General features: G+C 61.6%; 23 protein-coding genes. 6 read left to right on the top strand and 17 right to left on the bottom strand.

The genetic code is table 11. The features are described 5' to 3' along the window. Positions 1-87: 87 nt before the first annotated feature. The 10 genes from ACP7DE_RS09475 to ACP7DE_RS09430 form a co-directional block, all read right to left on the bottom strand. Positions 88-1,473 (bottom strand): SGNH/GDSL hydrolase family protein, encoded by a 1,386-nt coding sequence (locus ACP7DE_RS09475; RefSeq protein WP_426071867.1) that lies wholly within the window; start codon positions 1,471-1,473, stop codon positions 88-90. Positions 1,474-1,715: 242 nt separating this feature from the next. After that, on the bottom strand, positions 1,716-2,735 hold the full coding sequence (locus tag ACP7DE_RS09470; protein ID WP_426071866.1) for an L-threonylcarbamoyladenylate synthase: 1,020 nt from the start codon (positions 2,733-2,735) through the stop codon (positions 1,716-1,718). Continuing rightward, complete coding sequence (locus ACP7DE_RS09465; RefSeq protein ID WP_426071865.1) at positions 2,732-3,928, bottom strand: 5-(carboxyamino)imidazole ribonucleotide synthase; 1,197 nt, start codon at positions 3,926-3,928, stop codon at positions 2,732-2,734. Before ACP7DE_RS09465 ends, ACP7DE_RS09470 begins: the two co-directional genes overlap by 4 nt. 15 nt (positions 3,929-3,943) lie before the next feature. Continuing rightward, positions 3,944-4,450 (bottom strand): 5-(carboxyamino)imidazole ribonucleotide mutase, encoded by a 507-nt coding sequence (purE, locus tag ACP7DE_RS09460; RefSeq protein ID WP_426071864.1) that lies wholly within the window; start codon positions 4,448-4,450, stop codon positions 3,944-3,946. A gap of 1 nt (position 4,451) precedes the next feature. Next, positions 4,452-5,345, bottom strand: a complete 894-nt coding sequence (locus ACP7DE_RS09455) for a phosphoribosylaminoimidazolesuccinocarboxamide synthase (protein ID WP_426071863.1) — start codon at positions 5,343-5,345, stop codon at positions 4,452-4,454. Positions 5,346-5,462: 117 nt separating this feature from the next. Beyond that, positions 5,463-6,527, bottom strand: a complete 1,065-nt coding sequence (fba, locus tag ACP7DE_RS09450; RefSeq protein ID WP_010401625.1) for a class II fructose-bisphosphate aldolase — start codon at positions 6,525-6,527, stop codon at positions 5,463-5,465. A 197-nt stretch (positions 6,528-6,724) separates the two neighbouring features. After that, positions 6,725-8,173, bottom strand: a complete 1,449-nt coding sequence (pyk, locus tag ACP7DE_RS09445; RefSeq protein ID WP_426071862.1) for a pyruvate kinase — start codon at positions 8,171-8,173, stop codon at positions 6,725-6,727. 108 nt (positions 8,174-8,281) lie between these two features. After that, the gene (locus ACP7DE_RS09440; RefSeq protein WP_426071861.1) at positions 8,282-9,493 is read right to left on the bottom strand and encodes a phosphoglycerate kinase; all 1,212 of its coding nucleotides are present in this window, start codon (positions 9,491-9,493) and stop codon (positions 8,282-8,284) included. 77 nt (positions 9,494-9,570) lie between these two features. Next, positions 9,571-9,921, bottom strand: a complete 351-nt coding sequence (locus ACP7DE_RS09435) for an AzlD domain-containing protein (RefSeq protein WP_426071860.1) — start codon at positions 9,919-9,921, stop codon at positions 9,571-9,573. Next, positions 9,914-10,660, bottom strand: a complete 747-nt coding sequence (locus ACP7DE_RS09430; RefSeq protein WP_426071859.1) for an AzlC family ABC transporter permease — start codon at positions 10,658-10,660, stop codon at positions 9,914-9,916. Before ACP7DE_RS09430 ends, ACP7DE_RS09435 begins: the two co-directional genes overlap by 8 nt. A gap of 258 nt (positions 10,661-10,918) precedes the next feature. Here ACP7DE_RS09430 and ACP7DE_RS09425 point away from each other — a divergent pair, with 258 nt between their 5' ends. The 4 genes from ACP7DE_RS09425 to ACP7DE_RS09410 all read left to right on the top strand — a co-directional run bounded on the left by ACP7DE_RS09425 (position 10,919) and on the right by ACP7DE_RS09410 (position 13,233). Further along, complete coding sequence (locus ACP7DE_RS09425; protein WP_426071858.1) at positions 10,919-11,113, top strand: zinc-finger domain-containing protein; 195 nt, start codon at positions 10,919-10,921, stop codon at positions 11,111-11,113. A 74-nt stretch (positions 11,114-11,187) separates the two neighbouring features. After that, positions 11,188-11,613, top strand: coding sequence for a YybH family protein (locus ACP7DE_RS09420; protein ID WP_426071857.1), 426 nt, complete (start codon positions 11,188-11,190; stop codon positions 11,611-11,613). After that, positions 11,613-12,650: a YheT family hydrolase gene (locus tag ACP7DE_RS09415; protein WP_426071856.1), complete on the top strand. Its 1,038-nt coding sequence runs from the start codon at positions 11,613-11,615 to the stop codon at positions 12,648-12,650. Before ACP7DE_RS09420 ends, ACP7DE_RS09415 begins: the two co-directional genes overlap by 1 nt. Next, positions 12,643-13,233 (top strand): DUF2946 family protein, encoded by a 591-nt coding sequence (locus tag ACP7DE_RS09410; RefSeq protein WP_426071855.1) that lies wholly within the window; start codon positions 12,643-12,645, stop codon positions 13,231-13,233. The genes ACP7DE_RS09415 and ACP7DE_RS09410 overlap by 8 nt, the downstream gene beginning before the upstream one ends. Positions 13,234-13,236: 3 nt before the next feature. Here ACP7DE_RS09410 and ACP7DE_RS09405 read toward each other — a convergent pair whose 3' ends face one another. Beyond that, positions 13,237-14,826: a M48 family metalloprotease gene (locus ACP7DE_RS09405; RefSeq protein WP_426071854.1), complete on the bottom strand. Its 1,590-nt coding sequence runs from the start codon at positions 14,824-14,826 to the stop codon at positions 13,237-13,239. Between the two features lie 196 nt (positions 14,827-15,022). Between ACP7DE_RS09405 and moaC the strand changes: the two genes are divergently transcribed. Further along, the gene (gene moaC, locus ACP7DE_RS09400; RefSeq protein ID WP_426071853.1) at positions 15,023-15,529 is read left to right on the top strand and encodes a cyclic pyranopterin monophosphate synthase MoaC; all 507 of its coding nucleotides are present in this window, start codon (positions 15,023-15,025) and stop codon (positions 15,527-15,529) included. Here the strand turns inward: moaC and ACP7DE_RS09395 are convergent, their stop codons facing one another. After that, a complete protein-coding gene (locus ACP7DE_RS09395) occupies positions 15,530-15,910 on the bottom strand; it encodes a DUF6713 family protein (protein WP_426071852.1) in 381 nt (126 codons plus the stop codon). A gap of 163 nt (positions 15,911-16,073) precedes the next feature. Between ACP7DE_RS09395 and ACP7DE_RS09390 the strand changes: the two genes are divergently transcribed. Then, positions 16,074-16,796: a flagellar brake protein gene (locus ACP7DE_RS09390; RefSeq protein ID WP_426071851.1), complete on the top strand. Its 723-nt coding sequence runs from the start codon at positions 16,074-16,076 to the stop codon at positions 16,794-16,796. Positions 16,797-16,817: 21 nt separating this feature from the next. Here ACP7DE_RS09390 and ACP7DE_RS09385 read toward each other — a convergent pair whose 3' ends face one another. The 5 genes from ACP7DE_RS09385 to recX form a co-directional block, all read right to left on the bottom strand. After that, complete coding sequence (locus ACP7DE_RS09385) at positions 16,818-17,282, bottom strand: pilin (RefSeq protein WP_426071850.1); 465 nt, start codon at positions 17,280-17,282, stop codon at positions 16,818-16,820. A 213-nt stretch (positions 17,283-17,495) separates the two neighbouring features. Next, positions 17,496-18,377: a succinate--CoA ligase subunit alpha gene (gene sucD, locus ACP7DE_RS09380; RefSeq protein WP_426071849.1), complete on the bottom strand. Its 882-nt coding sequence runs from the start codon at positions 18,375-18,377 to the stop codon at positions 17,496-17,498. A gap of 13 nt (positions 18,378-18,390) precedes the next feature. Further along, positions 18,391-19,560 carry an ADP-forming succinate--CoA ligase subunit beta gene (gene sucC / locus ACP7DE_RS09375; protein WP_426071848.1) on the bottom strand — a complete coding sequence of 390 codons (1,170 nt, stop codon included), beginning with the start codon at positions 19,558-19,560 and terminating at the stop codon, positions 18,391-18,393. 76 nt (positions 19,561-19,636) lie between these two features. Beyond that, the gene (locus tag ACP7DE_RS09370) at positions 19,637-20,197 is read right to left on the bottom strand and encodes a DUF2889 domain-containing protein (protein ID WP_426071847.1); all 561 of its coding nucleotides are present in this window, start codon (positions 20,195-20,197) and stop codon (positions 19,637-19,639) included. A gap of 523 nt (positions 20,198-20,720) precedes the next feature. After that, positions 20,721-21,176 (bottom strand): recombination regulator RecX, encoded by a 456-nt coding sequence (gene recX / locus ACP7DE_RS09365; protein ID WP_426072169.1) that lies wholly within the window; start codon positions 21,174-21,176, stop codon positions 20,721-20,723. Positions 21,177-21,268 lie beyond the last annotated feature (92 nt).

Here is a 21,268-nt window from a genome sequence, read left to right as displayed (position 1 = left end):
TCCTGATTCAGTATGTGCGGAGTGTTCCGCTATCCAGTCTTGTCACTGCCAGCCACGTCCCGGGGACGCAGCCGGCTCGGCCATTCCTTACAGCCAGCCCCGCACGACCATGTCCTTGGCCACATAACGGGCCAGCAACAGATTGTTGAACGGCGTAGGATGCACATCGTCGGCATACGAGTAGTGGCTGACATCGCCTGCTTTCAGGTTCGTGCCATTGCAGACCAGCGAGCTGCCCAGGATATTGCCTGGCGCGCTCAAGTCGCACGCCGTCTCGCTGACGTTGGTCAAACCATACGGGCCAGGGTTGGTGCCCTGATCATGGCTGACGGCAAACACGTCAACCAGCAAGACTTTCGCATTGCCGCTCAGGCCGCCGCTCAGTTCACCATTGAAGGCGCTAACCATGGCGTTGATCAGCGCTTTGGTATTGGCATCCTTGCTCAAGCCCGATGGCGTACCGGCCACGTCAGGCAGGTTGTTGACCACCACATAGTTGGCGCCCTTGGCGATGACCTGGTCCTTGACCAGCGCCACCAGTTGGGTGCCAGCCAGTTTCATGGCGGCAACCAGCAACGGCCCCTGAGCCGCAGCGTATTCGGCACCGGCCTTGGCGCCAGCTGCATTGCCCGTCACCGTTGCATCGGCTTGCGCCTTGGCGGCCAGGGCGGGAGCCAGCGTCTGGGCATTCGCATTGCCGGCAATCATGGCCGCTTGCACGGCGGCACCGACGATCGTCGCGGACGTGGCGCCCGGCGCGGCACTGGCTGTTTTGATGGCGGCACCAATGGCAGCCGCTGCCGTGGCGGGATTGGTGGCGCCGGCCGCCAGCGCCAGTGCCAGGTTGGTGGCGAAGGCTTGTGCGCCCGCAGCAGCGCCCGCAGCCTTGCCAGCCTCCGTTGCGCCCGCTTGCAATACGCCCAGTTGATACAGCACGTCGTTACCGCCTGCCATCACGAAAACGGCTTCCGTGCCGCTGAACTTGCCGCCGGAAACAGCCAGGTGGTTCGCGATCTGCGTCACCACGGGCACGGTCAGGGCGCCCAGCGCGCTGCCCGTCAGCTTGTTGTTCGGGCCGACAGGATTGGTCACGCGCGAACCGCCCATGGCGTAGCCGAAGCAGCCGGCATGCTTGACGCGCGCCACGGACAAGCCTTGCGCAGCATTGCCTTCCAGGCCAGTCTCGGCGGCACATGGCTTGGCCAGGCCGAATTGCGCGGCCAGGTGTTCGGTCCAGTTCTTGCCCGTCAATTCAGGATTGATCTTGGTATTATCGCCATTGATGGTGAACTTGCCGCCACCTTTCGCCAGCACCGTGCCCACGGCATACGAACCGACATCGGACAGGCTGTCGCCGAACGACACCTGCGCCGTGTATTTGACTTTCAAGGTTTGATCGCCGCCACTGGCGCCGCCGCAACCTGCCAGGACAGCCGCAGCCAGCACGGCCAGCGCGAATTTTGTTTGATGCATTTTGTCTCCTCGGTCTTTTTTCTGGTTTCTAAACGAACGGGCGTGCTATTCGCTACCCAACTAATATGCCATCGTTCCTTAGGCTTGTATAGAAAATATGTTTTAAAAATCAACGAAATAACAACACTGCCAGCGCCCTTTCACGACAGGGCGATCGCTTGAATTATGGAGGATTAAAGATGTTTCGTGGCAAGCATCGCTATTGCGCTGCATCAAGGAAAAGCCCCTTGCGGGGCTTTTCATCATGCGGACAGAAACTGCTGCAAGATACCACTTGAGCCGAATGCGGCACGCCGCAAACGGTCATTCACGCCCAGCCACGCAGGGCCGGTCGGCGGTGCTTCGACGAGTATCAGCTCGGCGCCGACCTGGTCCATCGTGCGCAGCGAGGCATACAGCGCGTGTGCGTAATTTTCCGGGCTGGCCGCCAGGCGCACGCTGGCGCTGGCCGGCGGCAGATCCGAGTAGTGGATCAGGGCCACGCGGCGTCCGTCATTGAGCAAGCGGTTCAAGGTGGCGCGCACGTCGTCGCTGTGCTGCATCGCAACAGGCGTGTGCGGTGCGTAGTGCGATTCCAGGGTGCCCGAGGCACGCGGCGCGGCCGCGTCGGCCACTGCCGGTGCGTGGCCAATGACGGCGGCGATCTGTTCGCTGCTGATATGGCCGGGACGCAACAGCACGGGACCGTGCGTGGCCAGGCGCGACAGGTCGACGATGGTCGACTCGATGCCCACCTCGCTCTGTCCGCCATCGAGCACCAGGCCCAGTAAGCCGCTAGCGAGTTCCGCCGCGAATTCATCGCGCACATGCTGCGCCGTGGTGGGGCTGACATTGCCGAATTTGTTCGCCGACGGCGCCGCCAGGCCACCTTTCCCCCCCTTGAAGGTGCGTAGCAATTCGATAGCCACCGGGTGCGACGGGCAACGCAAGCCCACCGTATCCTGGCCGCCGGACACGGCATCGGGAATATGCGCGGCGCGCTTGACGATCAGGGTCAGCGGCCCAGGCCAGAAGGCGGCCACCAGCTGTTCCGCCTCGACCGGAATGTCATCGGACCAGTGCGCCAAGTCGGCACCGGGTGCCACGTGCACGATGACGGGGTGGTCCGATGGCCGGCCCTTGGCTTCGTAGATGCGCGCCACGGCAGATGGATTTTCCGCATCGGCACCCAGACCGTACACTGTTTCCGTCGGGAAAGCGACGAGGCCACCCGCTTCCAGCACGGCGGCGGCAGCGTCCAGATCTCGTGCGGGCACGCTCACGGCGCGATTCCCAGGATCAGGCAAGCGTCGCGCAGGCGCTGCTGTGCCTCTTGCAAGGTGGCGGCAATCAGGGTCAGGTGGCCCATCTTGCGCCCACGCCGCGGATCGTCCTTGCCATACAGGTGCAAACAGGCGCCCGGCAGCGCCAGCACCTGGTCCCATGCCGGTTCGCAGGCGGCATCGCTGCCGTCTGCAAACCAGGCGTCGCCCAGGATGTTAAGCATCACGGCCGGCGAATGCTGGCGCACCTCGCCCAGCGGCAAGCGCGCCATGGCCCGCACCTGCTGCGCGAACTGGCTGGTGACGCAAGCATCCATCGTGTAATGGCCGCTGTTGTGCGGACGCGGCGCCATTTCGTTGACCACCAGGCTACCGTCGGTCAGCACGAAAAATTCAATGCACAGCACGCCGACATAGCCGAGTTCCGCGACCATGGCTTGCGCCGCCCGCTGCGCCTTGGCGGCGCAGTCGTCCGACACATTCGGGCCCGGCACGGTGGTGGTAAAAAGCACGCCGTCGCGGTGCACGTTTTCGGCGATCGGATACACGACCGACTGGCCATCCACGCCGCGTGCCGTCAGCACCGACACTTCATACGCCAGCGGCAGCATCTTTTCCAACAGGCAAGTTACCTGTCCCATTTCCGCGAACGCGGCGCGCACCTCGTCGCGCGTGCGCACGCGGAACTGGCCCTTGCCGTCATAGCCCATGCGCACGGTTTTCAGGATGCCGGGCAGCAGCTCGTCGCTAATGGCGTCGATATCGGCCTGCGTGGCGATGACCATGTGCGGCGCCGGCAGCACACCCGACTTGGCCGCGCAGTCGACAAAGAAACGCTTTTCCGCGATGCGGTCTTGCGCCACCGACACGCCGTGCGCATCCGGCGCCACGAACACGCGTTCGGCCAGGCGCGACAGGCTGTCGGCCGGCACGTTTTCAAATTCCGTGGTGACAGCCAGGCATTGCGCGGCCAGCGCGTCGAGACCGGCGGCATCGCTGTAGCCGGCATTCACCAGGCGCTGCGCCACCTGCCCCGCAGGGCAGGCAGCGGACGGTTCCAGTACAGCTACTTGATAGCCCATGCCTTGCGCGGCCTGGGCAAACATGCGGCCGAGCTGGCCGCCACCCATCACGCCCAGCCACGCCGGTGGGTTGGCGCCGGGCAGCAATGGGGAAGTCGATTTACTATTCATTATTTTTCAAACACATTAATCAGGCAAGACCATGGCTTTGGCAGCAGCCGTTTGCGTGGCACGGAACGCTTCCAGCCGCTCGGCCAGGGTGTCGTCGTTGGCGGCAAGCATCGCCACCGCCGTCAACGCTGCATTCGCCGCACCCGCTTCGCCGATGGCAAAAGTAGCCACCGGCACGCCCTTGGGCATTTGCAGGATGGACAGCATGGAATCTTCGCCGCGCAAGTATTTCGACGGCACGGGCACGCCCAGCACCGGCACGATGGTCATCGCCGCCACCATGCCAGGCAGGTGGGCCGCGCCGCCGGCGCCGGCGATGATGGCGCGCAAGCCGCGCGCGCGCGCGCTCTTCGCGTACGCATACATCTCGTCGGGCATGCGGTGCGCGGAAATGACTTGCGCTTCGTACGGCACGCCAAACTGTTTCAGGATGGCAACCGCATTCTGCATCACGTCCCAGTCCGAGGACGAGCCCATGATGACGCCGACCAGCGGCTTGGGGTTCAACTTTTGCTCAGTCATCTCAAGCCTTCAGCTTCTCGCCCGTCAGGCGTTCGATGGCTTCGAAGTACTTGGCCTGGGTTTTTTCGATGACGTCGGCCGGCAGCGCTGGCGCCGGTGCGGTTTTGCCCCAGGTCAGCGTTTCCAGGTAGTCGCGCACGAATTGCTTGTCGAACGACGGTGGCGAGATGCCCGGCTGGTAGGAATCGGCGGGCCAGAAGCGCGACGAGTCGGCCGTCAGCACTTCATCCATCAAATGCATGACGCCGTTGTCATCCAGGCCGAATTCAAACTTGGTGTCGGCGATGATGATGCCGCGCGTGGCGGCGTACTCGGCGGCAGCCTTGTACAGCGCGATGGCCACGTCACGCATCTTGGCGGCCAGTTCGGCACCGATGCGCTCTTCCATTTCAGCAAAGCTGATGTTTTCGTCATGTTCGCCCAGCTCAGCCTTGGCTGCCGGAGTGAAGATCGGTTCCTGCAGTTTTTCCGCCTGTTGCAGGCCCGCTGGCAGCGCGATGCCGCAGATGCTGCCCGACTCCTGGTAATCTTTCCAGCCCGAACCGATGATGTAGCCGCGCACGACCGCCTCGACCATGATGGGTTTCAAGCGCTTGGCCACGACGGCGCGGCCCTTGACTTGTTCCACTTCCTCGGGCGACACCACGGATTCCGGCGCCACGCCGGTCAGGTGGTTCGGCACGATATGGCCGAGTTTCTCGAACCAGAAGTCGCTCATCTGGTTGAGCACCTTGCCCTTGCCGGGGATAGGCTCGTTCATGACGACATCGAAGGCCGACAGGCGGTCCGTGGTGACGATCAAAATCTTGTCGTCGCCAACGGCGTAATTGTCGCGGACCTTGCCGTGGCCCAGCAATGGCAGGGAGTGGATGGAAGTCTGATAGAGGCTGTTCATAGCGGGGGAATAGTTGGATGAAACGAAACCGGCAGGCAGGGGATGCCTGCCGGTCGAGAAAATCGGGCACAAGGATACGCTGTATGCGGATGCCTGCTGCCCGTTCCAGACAGAATTTTACTTCACAATTTGCGACAGCTCGCCGGCCTTGTAGCGCTCGGCCATTTTTTCCATCGTGATGACCTTGATTTTCGACGCCTGGCCTTCGCAGCCGAATGCCTGCATGCGGGCGCGCACGATTTGCTCGGCGGCGGTGCGGGCTGGCTTCAGGAAGTCGCGCGGGTCGAATTTCGACGGGTTTTCAAACAGGTACTTGCGGATCGCGGCCGTCATCGCCAGGCGGATGTCGGTGTCGATGTTGATCTTGCGCACGCCGTGACGGATGCCTTCCTGGATTTCTTCCACTGGCACGCCATAGGTTTCCTTCATGTCGCCGCCGAATTCGCGGATGATGGCCAGCAATTCCTGCGGCACCGACGACGAGCCGTGCATCACCAAATGGGTGTTCGGGATGCGCGCGTGGATTTCCTTGATGCGGTCGATGGCCAGGATATCGCCCGTCGGCTTGCGCGTGAATTTATACGCGCCATGCGAGGTGCCGATGGCGATCGCCAGGGCGTCGCACTGGGTGCGCTGCACGAAATCGGCCGCTTGCGCGACGTCCGTCAGCAGTTGCTCGCGCGTCATGGTGCCGTCGGCGCCGTGGCCGTCTTCCTTGTCGCCCTTCATGGTTTCCAGGGAACCGAGCACGCCCAGTTCCGCTTCCACCGTCACGCCGATGGCGTGCGAGAATTTCACCACTTCGCGCGACACTTCCACGTTGTATTCATACGAGGCGACCGACTTGCCGTCCGCTTCCAGCGAGCCATCCATCATCACGGAGGTAAAACCCGAGCGGATGGCGGCCATGCAGACGGCCGGCGACTGGCCGTGATCCTGGTGCATGACGACGGGAATGTGCGGATACGCTTCGACGGCGGCGTCGATCAGGTGGCGCAGGAAAGCTTCACCGGCGTACTTGCGCGCGCCAGCGGACGCTTGCATGATCACCGGGCTGTTGAGCGCATCGGCGGCAGCCATGATGGCTTGCACTTGCTCCAGGTTGTTGACGTTGAAAGCAGGAATGCCATAACCGTTTTCGGCGGCATGGTCCAGCAATTGACGCATGGATACGAGAGACATGGTAATACTCCAGAGAACAATAGAAACTGTTGCGGCGCTTCGCGGTCGATGACCGCGCCGACGCCTGAATTCTTTCAACTACACGCAATGACACAAGAACGTCCAACAAACTGTTCAGGGCTAGGCGCGTTGCCGAAGGCAGTACGACTAGTACGACGAGGCAATGCAACAACGCCCTGGGCTGTTTGTGGGCGTTCTTATTCGAATTCGCCGACTGTGACGATTTTCAGGGCATTCGTGCCGCCCACCTGTCCCATCGGCTCGCCCCAGGTAACGACGATCATGTCGCCCTTCTTGACGATGCCCTGCGCCACCAGCAGCTCTTCCGCCTGCTTCAGCACTTGCGCACTGGGGGCGTTCTGCATCAGATGATACGCCCGAACATTGCGGTACAGCGCGGCTTTGCGCAAAGTGGTGACACTCGGCGTGAGCGCGTAGATCGGCGTGTCGATGCTGTGGCGGCTCATCCACAAGGCGGTGGAACCGGATTCCGTCAGCGCCACGATGGCTTTCACGCGCAAATGGTGGGCCGTAAACAGCGCGCCATACGCGATCGACTGGTCGATGCGGGTAAACGTGACGTTGAGGAAATCGGCATCGAGCTTGTTGTATTCGGACTGTTCCGCTTCGACGCAGATGGCGGCCATCATTTCCACCGTCTCGATCGGGTACTTGCCCGAGGCCGTCTCGGCCGACGTCATGACGGCATCCGTGCCATCGAGCACGGCATTGGCCACGTCGGACACTTCCGCGCGGGTCGGCACGGCGTTGACGATCATCGATTCCATCATCTGCGTGGCAGTAATGGCCAGTTTATTCGACGCGCGCGCCATCTTGATCATGCGCTTTTGCAAGGCCGGCACGGCCGCATTGCCGACTTCCACGGCCAGGTCGCCGCGCGCCACCATGATGCCGTCGGAAGCATCGAGAATTTCCTGCAAGGCAGGAATGGCTTCCGCGCGCTCGATCTTGGCGATCATCATCGGCTTGTGGTGGTACGGTTCGCCGGCGATATTGGCCAGCTGGCGCGCCATTTCCATGTCGGTCGCGCATTTCGGGAAGGAAATGGCCAGATAATCGGCCTGGAAACTCATGGCCGTCTTGATGTCTTCCATATCCTTGGCCGTCAAGGCCGGCGCGGACAGGCCGCCGCCCTGGCGGTTGATGCCCTTGTTGTTCGACAGCTCGCCGCCGATCTTGACGGTGGTGTGAATTTCGCTGCCGTGGATGCGCTCGACGATCAGCACGATGAGGCCGTCATTCAGCAACAGCACGTCGCCCTTGTGCAAGTCGCGCGGCAGCGCCTTGTAATCGAGGCCAACCCGTTCCTGGTTACCCAGCTCGCCATTCTCGCCCCACTTGGCGTCGAGGATGAAGCGCTCGCCCTGCTCCAGTTGGATGCGCGTGTTTTCAAACTTGCCGACGCGAATTTTCGGACCTTGCATGTCGGCCATGATGGCCACCTCGCGGCCGCATTCAAGCGCCGCCAGGCGCACCAGCGCCGCGCGGTCGATATGGTCTTGCGCCTTGCCGTGGGAAAAATTCAAACGCACCACGTCGACACCCGCACGTATCATCTTCACCAGAATATCGAAGTCGGTGGAGGCGGGGCCGATTGTTGCTACGATTTTTGTACCGCGTGGCATAGAAGTCCTTGTGCGAGCGAAGGTGAGCAAGGCCGGCTCGATGCTGCATCCGGCAAGGTAAAAGCGCAGCGGTCAGGCTGCGCTTGGTGGCACTACAGTCAGGCTGTATCAGCCAGCACGTTGCATGAGAATTTCCACTGCGGGCAAAGTTTTGCCTTCCAGGAACTCCAGGAAAGCGCCGCCGCCCGTCGAGATATAGCTGATTTTATCGGTAATGTCGTATTTTGCAATCGCCGCCAGGGTGTCGCCACCGCCAGCGATGGAAAATGCTGTCGATTCGGCAATCGCCAACGCCAAGGTCTTGGTGCCGTTGCCGAACTGGTCGAATTCGAACACACCGACGGGGCCGTTCCACACGATGGTGCCGGCGGCAGCGATCTGCTGCGCCAGCAGGGCCGACGTTTTCGGGCCGATATCGAGGATCATGTCGTCGTCAGCCACATCGGCCACGTCCTTGACGGTCGCGGCGGCCGTCGGCGAAAACTCCTTGGCGCACACGACATCGATGGGAATCGGCACTTGCGCGCCGCGCTTGGCCATGATCTCGATGATGGCTTTGGCTTCCTCGACGAGTTCCGCTTCCACCAGCGACTTGCCGACATTCAAGCCGACAGCCTTCATGAAGGTGTTGGCGATACCGCCGCCGACGATCAAGTTATCAACCTTGTCGGACAGGGCTTTCAGAATGGTCAGCTTGCTCGATACTTTCGAACCAGCAACGATAGCCAGCAGCGGGCGAGCTGGGGCGTGCAAAGCTTTCCCCAGCGCATCGAGTTCGGCAGCCAGCAGCGGGCCGGCGCAGGCGATAGGGGCGAACTTGGCGATGCCGTGCGTGGACGCTTCGGCGCGGTGGGCCGTGCCGAACGCGTCGTTGACGTAGATATCGCACAGCTTGGCCATTTTTTGCGCCAGTTCATCGCTGTTTTTCTTTTCGCCCTTGTTCACGCGCACGTTTTCCAGCAAGACCACCTGGCCGGCGGCCAGGTTTTCCAAGCCGGTACCATCGATCCAGTTTTGCTTCAATGCAACCTCCTGGCCCAGCAGCTCGGACAAACGGGCCGCCACGGGCGCCAGGCTGTCGGCTGGCTTGAATTCGCCTTCCGTCGGACGACCCAGGTGCGACGTCACCATGACGGCAGCGCCAGCGTCAAGGGCGGCGCGGATGGCCGGCACCGAGGCGCGGATGCGCGTATCTTCGGTGATCTTGCCACTGTCATCTTGCGGGACGTTCAGGTCGGCGCGGATAAACACGCGCTTGCCTTGCAGTGCATTGTGGGCGATCAAATCTTGCAGACGGATGAAGTTGAGAACAGCTGACATGGCGATCCAGATGACGAGTGGAAGGAAGTGCGCTATTTTACCGCAATGACCAGACCAAATCCCCGATTTGTCCTGCTTTACTGAAAAACGTGCAACAGTCGCAAGCCCGTGAAAATCAGCATGCCAAACACGATGGTTTGCAGCATATTGCGGCGGATCACGAAAAAGAGCGTGGCGGCAATACCCGACAAGAGTTTCAAATTCGATAATTCAAAGTGCACTTGCTGCCCCTCCATCAACATGTCGGGCGCGATGATGGCCGCCAGCGCGCAGGCCGGCGCATAGCGCAGCATCTCGTTGATCCTGCGCGGAATGCTGATGTGATGGCCAACCAGCCAAAACGTGCTGCGCGTGGCGGCCGTGGCCACCACCAGCACGGCGATGGCGATCCACACATCGGTCCTGCCCCAGTCCCATCCGTCAAACATGGCGTTTGTTCCATTTCTCGGTCAATTCTTCCACGGCCATGGCGCTGACCATGCCCACCACCACGGCCACCAGCAAACCCAGCTTGTATGGCAAGCCAAACGCCAGCACGGCCACCGTGCCCGCCACCAGCACGCCGCACAAAGCGGCGCGGTTGAGGATCAGGGGCACGGTGACGCACAGGATCGCCAGGGTCCCGGCGAACCCCAGCCCCCATTCGGCAGGAACGACGGCCCCCAACACGATGCCGATGAAGGAACCGATTTGCCAGGCCAGCCAGTTGGGGTAAATCAGCCCCTTGAGAAAGGGCAGCTTGGCCGGGTCCGGCGTTTCATGGGGGTAGCGCTGCAGGAACAAGCCTACCGTGATATCGCCCGCCACATAGCCGAGCGCAAAGCGCTGGCGCCAAGGCAGATGCGCGAAATGGGGCGCCAGCAGCACGGAAAAAATAACAAAACGCAAATTAACGACGAGGGCCGTGGCGAAGATCACCCACACGGGGGCGTGGGCGGCCAGCAGCGGCAGGGAGGCGAGCTGGGCTGAGCCGGCAAAGACAAACAGGGTCATGGCCCCCGCCTGCGCCACCGTCAGACCGCTTTTCACCATGGCCACGCCCACCACCATACCCCAGGCGGCAATACCCAGCAGGCTGGGCGCGCCCACTCTCAGGCCGGCGCGCCAGGCGTCTTTCAGCAGGCCGTCGTCCTTGGCGGCCATGACGGCGCTCACGCGGGTGTTCATGCGAGCCCCCGGCAGGCGCACTGTGGTAACTGCACAACAATGGTGCGCGGGGCGCATGGGTGCAACGGTGATACCGGCAAGGCAAATCCAGTCAGTGTGGCGCTGCAGCTGCCATATTTTCGCAAAAACCCGCGCCGCAGCCGCAGATGATCAAGGCGCCATTTTAGCCATGATTTTTGCTGCCTGCCTGAATCCGTTAAAATCGTGGTTTTGGCAGCAGCCGACTTCCTACCATACAGCCTCACGGAGCATGACAAGATGACAAAAATCACCCAGACAGCGGTCGAACTCGACAGTAAAGACTTGCCAGCCCACTGCCCTAACCCGGCCATGCCGCTGTGGTCGTCGCATCCGCGCGTGTTTCTGGAATTCAACAAAGACGGTATCGCCAAGTGTCCCTACTGCGGCACGGCGTATACCCTGAAGGAAGGCGCCAGCGCCGGCCATCATTAAACTGCCCAGCGGCGCGCACCCAGCGCGCCGTTTTCATTTATACACCGAGCTGTACCGCTCAAGCCGGAGTCGTCATGAAACGTCTGAAAGAACTCAATGGCAGCGCCGCCGAAGTCGAAGCGGCGTTCTACGATGCCTTGCACCGCGCCGACCTTGCAGCGCTGATGGCGCTATGGGCCGACGATGAAGAGATCGTCTGCATCCACCCGGGCGGCGCGCGCCTGATCGGCCATGCCGCCATCCGCGCCTCGTGGGAAACCATTCTGGCGGGCGGCGGCCTGCACATCGTGCCGGCACAGCTGCATGAAACGCACAATTTGATGAGTTCGGTGCACACCGTCATCGAAGGCGTCACCTCTGAAGAAGGCGGCCCGGCACATCTGCTCGCCACGAATGTGTATGTGAAAACGCCGCGCGGCTGGCGCATCGTGCTGCACCACGCGTCCGTCGCCCCCGGCAGTGCGCCGGCCGACGCCACGGGAACACAGATCCTGCACTGATGACTTTGCCCCTTATCTACAACGCCCCTTATACCGCTCCCTTCTGGCTGCCTGGCGGCCACGCGCAGACGATTTATCCGGCCGTATGCATCGCCAAGCCGGCCGTGGCCTTCCGCCGTGAACGCTGGCAAGCGCCCGATGGCGACTTCGTCGATGTCGACCTGGTTGACGGCCAGCCGGGCCAGCCCTTCGTGGTCCTGTTCCACGGCCTGGAAGGCTCGTCGAACAGCCACTACGCGCGCGCCCTGATGGCCGAAGTGGCGGCGCGCGGCTGGTCGGGCGCCGTGCCGCATTTTCGCGGCTGCTCGGGCGAAGCCAACCTGGCGCCCCGTTTTTACCATTCAGGCGATGCGCAGGAAGTAGACTGGATCGTGCAGCGCCTGCGCCCGCGCGCCACGGGTAAATTTTACGCGGCAGGTGTCTCGCTGGGCGGCAACGCCTTGCTGTGCTGGCTGGGCCAGTCGCAGCACCAGGCTGATTTCATCGATGCGGCGGCGGCCGTGTCGGCCCCGCTGGACCTGGTGCAAGGGGGCAAGGCCCTGTCTTGCGGCAGCAACCGGCTCTACACGCGCATGTTCTTGAACACGCTCAAACCCAAATGCCTGGCCAAGCTGGAACAGTTTCCCGGCCTGTTTGCGCGCGAGGCCATGCTGGCCGCGCGCGACTTGCACGCCTTCGACAATATCGTCACGGCACCCCTGCACGGCTACCGCGACGCCGACGATTACTGGCACCGCGCCAGCGCCAAGCACGTCTTGTCGGACATCACCGTGCCGACCCTGGTGCTGAATGCGCAAAATGATCCCTTCCTGCCCGGGCGCTTCTTGCCGCGCAACGCCGCGTCCAAGGTCACGCTCGAGTATCCGCGCCATGGCGGCCATGTCGGCTTTGCCGCTGGCAAGTTGCCGGGAAGCACACGCTGGCTGCCGCAACGGCTGATCCATTTTTTTGAAGGCGGCAACACGGCGCCCTCTTCCCCGCAAAGCTGTCACGCTGCTAGCTCGCACACGCACACGGAAAACGCTATACATGGATGAACTCGTCAAGCAGGCGCTGGCCAAATGGCCGAACGTGCCCCACTGCTACGGCTGGCTGGGCCTGGACGCGCGCGGCCACTGGCGCATGCGCGACCAGCAGGCACAACAGCAACAACTGCCCGGCGACAAGATCGCCCATGTGGCGCTGCTAGGATTTATCAATCGCAATTACGACCATGACGAACGCGGTTGCTGGTTTTTCCAGAATGGCCCGCAGCGCGTCTACTTGAACCTGGAAGCGACGCCGTACATCGCCCGCAGCGACCCGCAGCACGGTTTTGTCTTGCAGACAGGCGCGCCGCTGAAGACCATCGATGCCGCCTGGCTGTGCGACAACGGTGCGCTGATCCTGTGCCAGGGCGACAGCGTGGCGCAAGTCGATGACCGCGACATGGCGCAGGTGCTGGCATCGCTGCGCATCGATGGCCTGGCGGCAAGCGACGAAGTCCTGCTGGGCTGGCTGGAGCAAGGCCAGGGAAACCTGACTTTATTGCATAACGACAAGGAGATTGCCGTGCAGCCGCTGGCCTATGCCAGCGTACCGCAAACCTTCGGCTTCCAGCGCGCGCCGCAAGCGGAGTAGCGGCTAGCCTTTCTGATCCTTGATCTGTTCGCGGCGCTTTTCCTGCAGTTCGCGCTCGCGCGCATCGATCACGGCCTGGTCGTAAAAAGTTGCGTCCGTCGATTTGCGGGCGATCGTCAGCTGGTCCAGCGCGGCCATGGTGGCGCCCTGCAGCACGTAGGATTCGGCCAGCGCCATGTGCTGCAAGGTCATCTTGCCCTGGTCCGCATAGGCTTTCGCCAGTAAATCATACAGTTCCGGCTCTTCCTTGTAGAGCTGCACCTGGTCGCGCAGGTACAAGGTTGATTGCTCCAGCTTGCCGGCAGCCATCAACGCTTCCGCATACTGATGGGCAATGCCGCGCGAGAGGGGAAACTGCTGGCGCGCCGCGTCCGCCGCCTTCATGGCTTGCTGCGCCACCTCCTTCTTCTGCGCCGGCATCAACAGCACTTCCAGCCCCATCGCTGCCAGCAGCGAATTGGGGCCCTGCGTGCCACCCGAGGTGAACACATTCGGCCCGGCCGGCTGGTGCAGGGCGGCATGGGCCGCGTCGAGCTCCTTCTGGGCATCAGAGGGCTTGCCCTGCTTGACGGCGACAAAGGACAAGCCGTAATGTGCGGCCACCACCTGGAAACGGCTTTGCTGTTCCAGCTGCGTCTTGAAGACCGCCTTGGCATTCAGCAGGCCTTGCACGCTTTCATCCTGCAGCACGCGCGCGCGCGCCCGGGCCAGGTGGAAACTCAGGCTGTCCGGACGCTGCTTGTAGGGCTGCTCGCGGATGCGTGCCTGGATGTCGGCGATGCGCTCCGTCGTCAGCGGGTGCGTCTGCAGATAGGCGGGCATCAGGTCGCTGTACGAACGGCTGGCCGCTTGCATGCGGCCGAAGAAGGCTACCATGCCGGTGGTGTCGAAACCGGCCTCGCCCATGATCTGGAAACCGATGCGGTCGGCCTCGCGTTCGGCGTCGCGGCCGAAATTGAGCTGGCGCTGGATGGCCAGGCCCTGGCCGGCGGCAAACACGCCCAGCGCCACGTCGCCGCCCGCGCGCGAGGCCAGCGCCGCCAGCAACATGGCCGCCAGCGGCATCAGGGCATCCTGGCGCTGCTGGCCCAGCATGCGCGCGATATGGCGCTGCGCCACGTGGCCGATCTCGTGCGACAGGACGGAAGCCAGTTCCGCCTCCGTTTGCGCCGCCAGCACCAGGGCCGAATGGACGCCGATGAAACCGCCGGGCAAGGCAAACGCGTTCAACTGGGGATCGCGCACGGCAAAGAAAAAATAGTCGTAATTCGTTTCGCCGCGCACGCTGGGGCGGGCCGCCACGAGGGCGTTGCCGAAGGTATTCAGGTATTCCAGCAAGGGCGCATCGTCGAGGTAGTCGCGGTCGCCGCGAATGCCGCGCATGATTTCTTCGCCGATCTTGCGCTCCATCGCCGGCGACAGGTCTTCGCGCGAGGTATCGCCCAGGTTCGGCAGATTCGGCGCCGGCGGCACAGCCAGCGGCGTCCAGTTGCCGGCCGGCTTGGCCGCCACGCTGGCGGCTGGCGCCGCCGACGCGGACGTATAGGTTTGCGCCAGCGCAAACGGCGCCGCCAGCCACAATGCAGCCAGCATGGATGTGCGCCAGGAGCGGCGCAGCCATGCCGCACCGGCGTTTTCAAGTACGGTCGGAAGGGTAGTTTTCGAATTCACGGGTGCTATCATACCTTGTTAGCGGCGCCCATTCCCACGCGACAAGCATGCGCTATGCCAGTGGCATGATGCGGTGACATGGCGTGCCGCACCCCCACTCCTCACCTATTTTGACGCCATGACAACAGCAGACAAGCAAGCCCCCGCCGGGGAACTGACCCATTTCGACGCCACGGGCCAGGCCCATATGGTTGACGTGGGCAGCAAGGAAGACACGCGCCGCAGCGCCGTGGCCGCCGGCAGCATCCGCATGCAGCCCGCCACCCTGGCCTTGATTATGTCCGGCAACGCCAAGAAAGGTGACGTGCTGGGCATCGCCCGCATCGCCGCCATCATGGGCGCCAAGCGCACCAGCGACCTGATTCCCCTGTGCCACCCGCTGGCCCTCACGCGCGTCACGGTCGACTTCGAAGTCGATGAAGCGGCCAACAGCGTGCACTGCCGCGCCCAGGTCGATACCACGGGCAAGACGGGCGTGGAAATGGAAGCGCTCACTTCCGTGCAGATCGGCTTGTTGACCATCTACGACATGTGCAAGGCCGTCGACCGGGGCATGGTCATGACCAACGTGCGCGTGTTGGAAAAGCATGGCGGCAAGTCGGGCGATTGGCACGCCGAGCTGTAACTATGCTGGCTGGCGCGCCAGCTGGCCCAGGACGCGGCGCAAGTCACACAGCAGCCAGACGGCACTGACCAGGCACAGCACGATGATGAGCACGGACAGGGGCAAGTGAAATTGCTCCTGCCCGGCCAGCGCAAAGCCGGCATGGATCAGACACGTTCCCACGCCCAGCGCGGCGCACACACCCGCATACAGGGGCGCCTGCGGGGTAGCCAGCAGCACGTGCCGGTAGCCCACCAGTACCACGGCAATGGCTGCCAAGTTAACTACCAGGAAACCCTGGATGCCGCCCGGCACATGAAACATCTCCCACTCTTTCCAGTAGGCAGCGTCGATTTGATGCAGGATCAGTGACAACATCGTCCAGAAGTAGCTGCGAGGCATAAGATTTACATTCTTCAATATTGACGCGATTGTAAAGCCTGCACCGCGCACCTGCACGCGCGCAGGGTATTTTTCGATGCCAGTATGAATTTCATTGATATAAGTGCTTTTTCATCAAGAAATCATGCATACTGCGAATCGACAATATCAGGATGAGCATCGCATGACAAGCAACAAGCCCGCCGCGGAAAGCAAGCTCCAGGACTTCGAATTCGAGGCGATGAATCTGCAGGTGGGCGGACGCATCCAGTTCATCACGCACCGCACCATCAAACCCATCCAGCATTTCTCGACCGTGATTGGCTATGTGAAAGACGAGTACCTGATCGTCAAGATTCCCATGGAAAACGGTGCGTCCATCGTGCTCAACGAGGGCGACAAGCTGACCATCCGCGTGTTTTCCGGCGTCACCGTGTGTTCGTTTGCGTGCAGCGTGCTGCGCATCTTTGGCCGCCCGCTCAATTATGTGCACCTGAGCTTTCCCGACGCCATCCAGGGCACCAGCCTGCGCACGGCCATGCGCGTGAAAGTGGACATTCCGGCGCAGCTAAGCTACCGCGACGTGGCGGCCGTGCCCGTGTTCATCGTCAACCTCAGCGTCTCGGGGGCGCTGATCGAGGCGCCCAGCATGCTCACGCCGGACGACGAGGGCGTCGCGCTCAGCTTTACCCTGCTGGTGCAACCGAACAAGCATCAGATGCGCGTCAATACGCGCGCACGCATCCAGAACGTCAGCGTGGGCAAGCCGTCGAATGGCAATGCGGCCGATGTCGCCGAAATCTATACGTATGGCGTGCAATTCATCGACCTGGAACCGACCCACTACACCCTGCTGCAAAACCTCACTTATGAAGCGCTGATCGCAGACCGGCAAAAAATCGTCTGACACGGACGCGGCAGGCGCCGCTCACTGCGTCGCCACCACCTTGGGAATATTGCTCCTGGTAATGGCTTCCTTGGCCGCCGCATTCGTCACGCTGGTGCTATTGAACCAGCTCAGGCTGCTGGTGCCGACCTGCAGCTCCATGCTCACCGTCTGGCCACCCATGCCGCTGCCCATGTCGCCCGCCAGCGTGAGCTCGATATTGCCCTTGTCGACCTTGGCGCCGGCCACTTCGCGCGTCGGGCTAAACACGGGGATGGCGCTGGGCACGGCCGGGGTGGGAGTGCTGCAAGCGGTCGCCAAGCCCCCGTTTTCCTGCACGCACAGGGCCACGGCTGTCTTCAGCGACGCGGCCGCCGCCAGCACGTTGCTGACCTTGGCCCGCATCGTATAGTCGCCGTACTGGGGAATGGCCACGGCCGCCAGAATGCCGGCGATGGCCACCACGATCATCAGTTCTATCAGGGTAAATCCGCTCTGCGCGCGCATCGTATTCTCCCATTGTGCATTGCTCGTGCCGTGCACGGTGCAAGCGCCATGCCAGCGGCGCGCCCGGGCAGCGGCGGTACACGTGGAAAGAAAAATGACACATTTGGGCAGGTTTGGACCAGCGCCGTCGCTCCAGGCCGGAAACTGGCCTGTCTTGCGGACGAAAAAAAGGAGCCGAAGCTCCTTTTTTATACTGCGTGAACCTGGCTGGAATTACAGCATGGCTTTCAGCAGACGCGCCATTTCCGACGGGTTTTTGGTCACGGTGATGCCGCAAGCTTCCATGATTTCCAGCTTGGCTTGTGCCGTATCGGCACCGCCCGAGATCAGCGCGCCGGCGTGGCCCATGCGCTTGCCTGGAGGAGCGGTGACGCCAGCGATGAAGCCAACGACCGGTTTTTTCATGTTGTCTTTGATCCAATAAGCCGCGTTGGCTTCGTCCGGACCGCCGATTTCGCCGATCATGATGACCGCGTCGGTATCTGGATCATCATTGAACATTTTCATGATGTCGATGTGCTTCAGACCGTTGATCGGGTCGCCGCCGATGCCGACTGCCGACGATTGGCCCAGGCCCAGTGCGGTCAGCTGACCCACTGCTTCATAGGTCAGGGTGCCCGAACGCGACACCACGCCGATACGGCCTTTTCTATGGATGTGACCTGGCATGATGCCGATCTTGATTTCGTCTGGCGTGATCAAGCCTGGGCAGTTAGGGCCCAGCAGCAAGGTTTTGCTATTGGCTTTAGCCATGCGGTCTTTCAAGGCCATCATGTCGCGCACAGGAATGCCTTCGGTGATGCAAATGGCCAGATCCATTTCAGCTTCGACAGCTTCCCAGATCGCCGCTGCCGCGCCTGCTGGCGGCACGTAGATCACGGACACATTGGCGCCGGTTTCTTTTTTCGCTTCCGTCACGGTAGCGAAAATGGGAATGCCTTCGAAGTCTTCGCCGGCTTTCTTCGGATTCACGCCTGCCACGAAGGCAGCTTTGCCGTTCGCGTAGTCGCGGCAACCGCGGGTGTGGAACTGGCCGGTCTTGCCGGTGATCCCTTGGGTGACGACTTTGGTATCTTTATTGATCAGAATGGACATGTTGATTCCTTAATTAAGCTTGACCGGCAGCAGCGGCAACGACGCTCTTGGCTGCATCTTCCATGGTGTCGGCTGCGATGATAGGCAGACCGGAATCGGCCAGCATCTTTTTGCCCAGGTCTTCGTTGGTGCCCTTCATGCGCACGACCAGCGGTACGTTCAGCGAGACAGCTTTCACCGCGGCGATAACGCCTTCAGCGATCACGTCGCAACGCATGATGCCGCCGAAAATGTTCACCAGGATGGCTTTCAGGCCTGGGTTTTTCAGCATGATCTTGAACGCTTCGGTCACTTTTTCTGCCGTGGCGCCGCCGCCGACGTCCAGGAAGTTGGCTGGCTCGCCGCCGAACAGTTTGATGGTGTCCATGGTAGCCATGGCCAGGCCGGCGCCGTTCACCAGGCAACCGATATTGCCGTCAAGCGAAATGTAAGCCAGGTCGAATTTCGACGCTTCGATTTCAGCTGGATCTTCTTCGTCCAGATCGCGCAGGGCGACGATTTCCGGATGACGGAACAGGGCGTTCGGGTCAAAGTTGAACTTGGCGTCCAGGGCGATGACTTTGCCGCTGCCGGTGACGATCAACGGATTGATTTCGGCCAGCGAGCAGTCGGTTTCCCAGTACGCTTTGTACAGGCCTTGCAGGTTGACGCGAGCGTCGGCGATGGAACCGGCAGGCACGCCGATTTTGGCCGCGATATCGTCTGCCTGGGCATCGGTCAGGCCAACGCCTGGATCGATGGTGACGTGGTGGATCTTCTCTGGGTGGCTCTCGGCCACTTCTTCGATGTCCATGCCGCCTTCGGACGACGCCATCAGGACGATTTTCTGGGTGACGCGGTCGGTGACCAGCGAAACGTACAGTTCTTGTTTGATGTCGGCGCCTTCTTCCACCAGCAGGCGGTTGACTTTTTGGCCTTCGGCGCTGGTCTGGTGCGTGATCAGCTGCATGCCCATGATCTGGTCGGCGTATTGCTTGACCTGTTCGATCGATTTTGCCACTTTCACGCCGCCGCCCTTGCCGCGGCCACCTGCGTGGATCTGCGCCTTGACGACCCATACCGGACCGCCCAGGGTTTCCGCAGCCTTGACGGCTTCGTCGACGGACATGCACGCAATACCGCGTGGTACCGTCACTCCATACTGCCGGAGGATTTCTTTGGCTTGATACTCATGGATTTTCATGCTGGCTTCCCTTCTGATACTGATGTGTAAAAATACGGTTAGTGGTGCAAAAAAAACAGGAAAAACAGCGCCGGGGTCACGCTTTGGCTACCCAGCGCGGGTAATACTGTGCAACCGCCCCGCCATCGGTGCGCAGGGCGTGACACTTGTCGAGTTGAAACGGCTTTTCATGCGACAAATCAGCATTCTCACCGTCGCGGGTCGACCAGACATCGCCGGCAAATGCCTGAACCGCCGCAGTCGGCAAGACTTGCGCCAGTTCGGTCAAATGGGTACAGCCGGCGATTCCCGCCAGGCGCTGTTTCAAGTCGCGGCGGAAATTCTTCAATAAATTCAGACCGATCAGCGCCCTGTAAGCGGGGCCGATGGTATCGCAAAAACCGGGATAGGGTACGGAATCGGAGGCAGCTTCGGCCTCGACGATGGTCAGTTCGTGATCGACGGTAATGCGTAAGTGGAGGTCATGCAGGGGAGTGCCGGCGGGACGGGGGCCGGAGGCCAGCATCGCGTCATAGCTTTTGATATCGGTGATACGAGCGTCAATATCCCACAGGCCGTCGTCGCGCACATACGCTTGGACGTCGATAACGCGGGAGTGCCGTAGGGCGCGCCGGGATACGGGAGTTGACAGGGGCATAAGACCGATGCCGCTTGCGCGGCCATAATTTAGTAAGCAGCCATGTGCCTAAAGCACGCTATTCGCAGCTTCTACGAACAGCAACCGCACCTGCGGCGCCGCAAAAACCCTAAAAGTGTAGCACATTGGGCGCTGGTTGCGCCGCAACATAATTTTTCATTGCTCCAATAAAAACATTTCAATGTACAAAGAATGCACATGGAAATTGATGCTGTTATCACGCATAGTGATGATAGATATGGCCGACGCGCGCCGCGAAATACCTCAACTTGCCGCGCCTGCCCTGCAGGCGGCAGCACGGGCAGACCCGGTCCCACGCAGCGCAACAATATGCCATCCTATTGACAAGCGGATGACAAGGAAAGTGAACTTACCAGTAAAACAATGATTTGCAACGAGGCTGGCTTGCAGGCAAGGCATAGGGCAGCTATCAACTGTTGCAGAAGGAACACAGCGGGGCCACGGTGGGCAGGCCCGCGCACAGACTTGAACTTTGGCCAGCGGGACGTCCCGTGGCGCGCGCCTAGTCTTCTTCCGGCTCCAGCCCCTTCAAGGCCACGTGCACGGCGCGCTGCGAGAAGCCGCGCTGCATCAGAAAGCGCATCTGCTTGTTACGCTGTTCGGCATCCTGCGCCACTTGGCCGAATTTACGGCGCCACACTTCACAGGCGCGCGCGGTCTCGCCTTCGGCCAGGCCCGCCTTGAGTTCCTGCAGCGCCTCGCCACCAATGCCATGGCTTTGCAATTCCGCCATGATGCGACTATTGCCGAAACGGGCCGAGCGGCGATGGATCAGCGATTCAGAAAAACGCTCCTGCGACAGCCAGTTGGCCTGCTCCAGGCTGTCGAGTAAGGCTTCCACATCATCGTCCTCCTGCGCATGCCGCTGCAACTTGCGCCGCAATTCCATGCGGCTGTGTTCGCGCATCGACAGAAAGCGTAGCGCCCTGCCCTTCAGGCTTAGTTGTACCGCTGCCATCATTCCACCCTATCGTCCATCACATCAACACAAGCGATATACCGTCAAACGCCGGCCAGACACCGCTCAAAAACACCGTCAAAAGCACAAAT

The organism is Janthinobacterium sp. DSP2-3-3 (assembly GCF_049897325.1).
GTDB lineage: Bacteria > Pseudomonadota > Gammaproteobacteria > Burkholderiales > Burkholderiaceae_D > Janthinobacterium.
This window is presented reverse-complemented; position numbering and strand designations above follow the sequence as displayed.

Coding starts and splice junctions, on each gene's coding strand:
- ACP7DE_RS09415 (WP_426071856.1), top strand. CDS start 11,613: ATGACTTTGCCCCTTATCTACAACGCCCCTTATACCGCTCCCTTCTGG.
- fba (WP_010401625.1), bottom strand. CDS start 6,527: ATGTCTCTCGTATCCATGCGTCAATTGCTGGACCATGCCGCCGAAAAC.
- moaC (WP_426071853.1), top strand. CDS start 15,023: ATGACAACAGCAGACAAGCAAGCCCCCGCCGGGGAACTGACCCATTTC.
- pyk (WP_426071862.1), bottom strand. CDS start 8,173: ATGCCACGCGGTACAAAAATCGTAGCAACAATCGGCCCCGCCTCCACC.
- ACP7DE_RS09435 (WP_426071860.1), bottom strand. CDS start 9,921: ATGTTTGACGGATGGGACTGGGGCAGGACCGATGTGTGGATCGCCATC.
- ACP7DE_RS09430 (WP_426071859.1), bottom strand. CDS start 10,660: ATGAACACCCGCGTGAGCGCCGTCATGGCCGCCAAGGACGACGGCCTG.
- ACP7DE_RS09390 (WP_426071851.1), top strand. CDS start 16,074: ATGACAAGCAACAAGCCCGCCGCGGAAAGCAAGCTCCAGGACTTCGAA.
- ACP7DE_RS09455 (WP_426071863.1), bottom strand. CDS start 5,345: ATGAACAGCCTCTATCAGACTTCCATCCACTCCCTGCCATTGCTGGGC.
- ACP7DE_RS09395 (WP_426071852.1), bottom strand. CDS start 15,910: ATGCCTCGCAGCTACTTCTGGACGATGTTGTCACTGATCCTGCATCAA.
- ACP7DE_RS09425 (WP_426071858.1), top strand. CDS start 10,919: ATGACAAAAATCACCCAGACAGCGGTCGAACTCGACAGTAAAGACTTG.
- ACP7DE_RS09405 (WP_426071854.1), bottom strand. CDS start 14,826: ATGCTGGCTGCATTGTGGCTGGCGGCGCCGTTTGCGCTGGCGCAAACC.
- ACP7DE_RS09370 (WP_426071847.1), bottom strand. CDS start 20,197: ATGCCCCTGTCAACTCCCGTATCCCGGCGCGCCCTACGGCACTCCCGC.
- ACP7DE_RS09465 (WP_426071865.1), bottom strand. CDS start 3,928: ATGAATAGTAAATCGACTTCCCCATTGCTGCCCGGCGCCAACCCACCG.
- purE (WP_426071864.1), bottom strand. CDS start 4,450: ATGACTGAGCAAAAGTTGAACCCCAAGCCGCTGGTCGGCGTCATCATG.
- sucD (WP_426071849.1), bottom strand. CDS start 18,377: ATGTCCATTCTGATCAATAAAGATACCAAAGTCGTCACCCAAGGGATC.
- ACP7DE_RS09420 (WP_426071857.1), top strand. CDS start 11,188: ATGAAACGTCTGAAAGAACTCAATGGCAGCGCCGCCGAAGTCGAAGCG.
- ACP7DE_RS09385 (WP_426071850.1), bottom strand. CDS start 17,282: ATGCGCGCGCAGAGCGGATTTACCCTGATAGAACTGATGATCGTGGTG.
- ACP7DE_RS09475 (WP_426071867.1), bottom strand. CDS start 1,473: ATGCATCAAACAAAATTCGCGCTGGCCGTGCTGGCTGCGGCTGTCCTG.
- sucC (WP_426071848.1), bottom strand. CDS start 19,560: ATGAAAATCCATGAGTATCAAGCCAAAGAAATCCTCCGGCAGTATGGA.
- ACP7DE_RS09440 (WP_426071861.1), bottom strand. CDS start 9,493: ATGTCAGCTGTTCTCAACTTCATCCGTCTGCAAGATTTGATCGCCCAC.
- recX (WP_426072169.1), bottom strand. CDS start 21,176: ATGGCAGCGGTACAACTAAGCCTGAAGGGCAGGGCGCTACGCTTTCTG.
- ACP7DE_RS09410 (WP_426071855.1), top strand. CDS start 12,643: ATGGATGAACTCGTCAAGCAGGCGCTGGCCAAATGGCCGAACGTGCCC.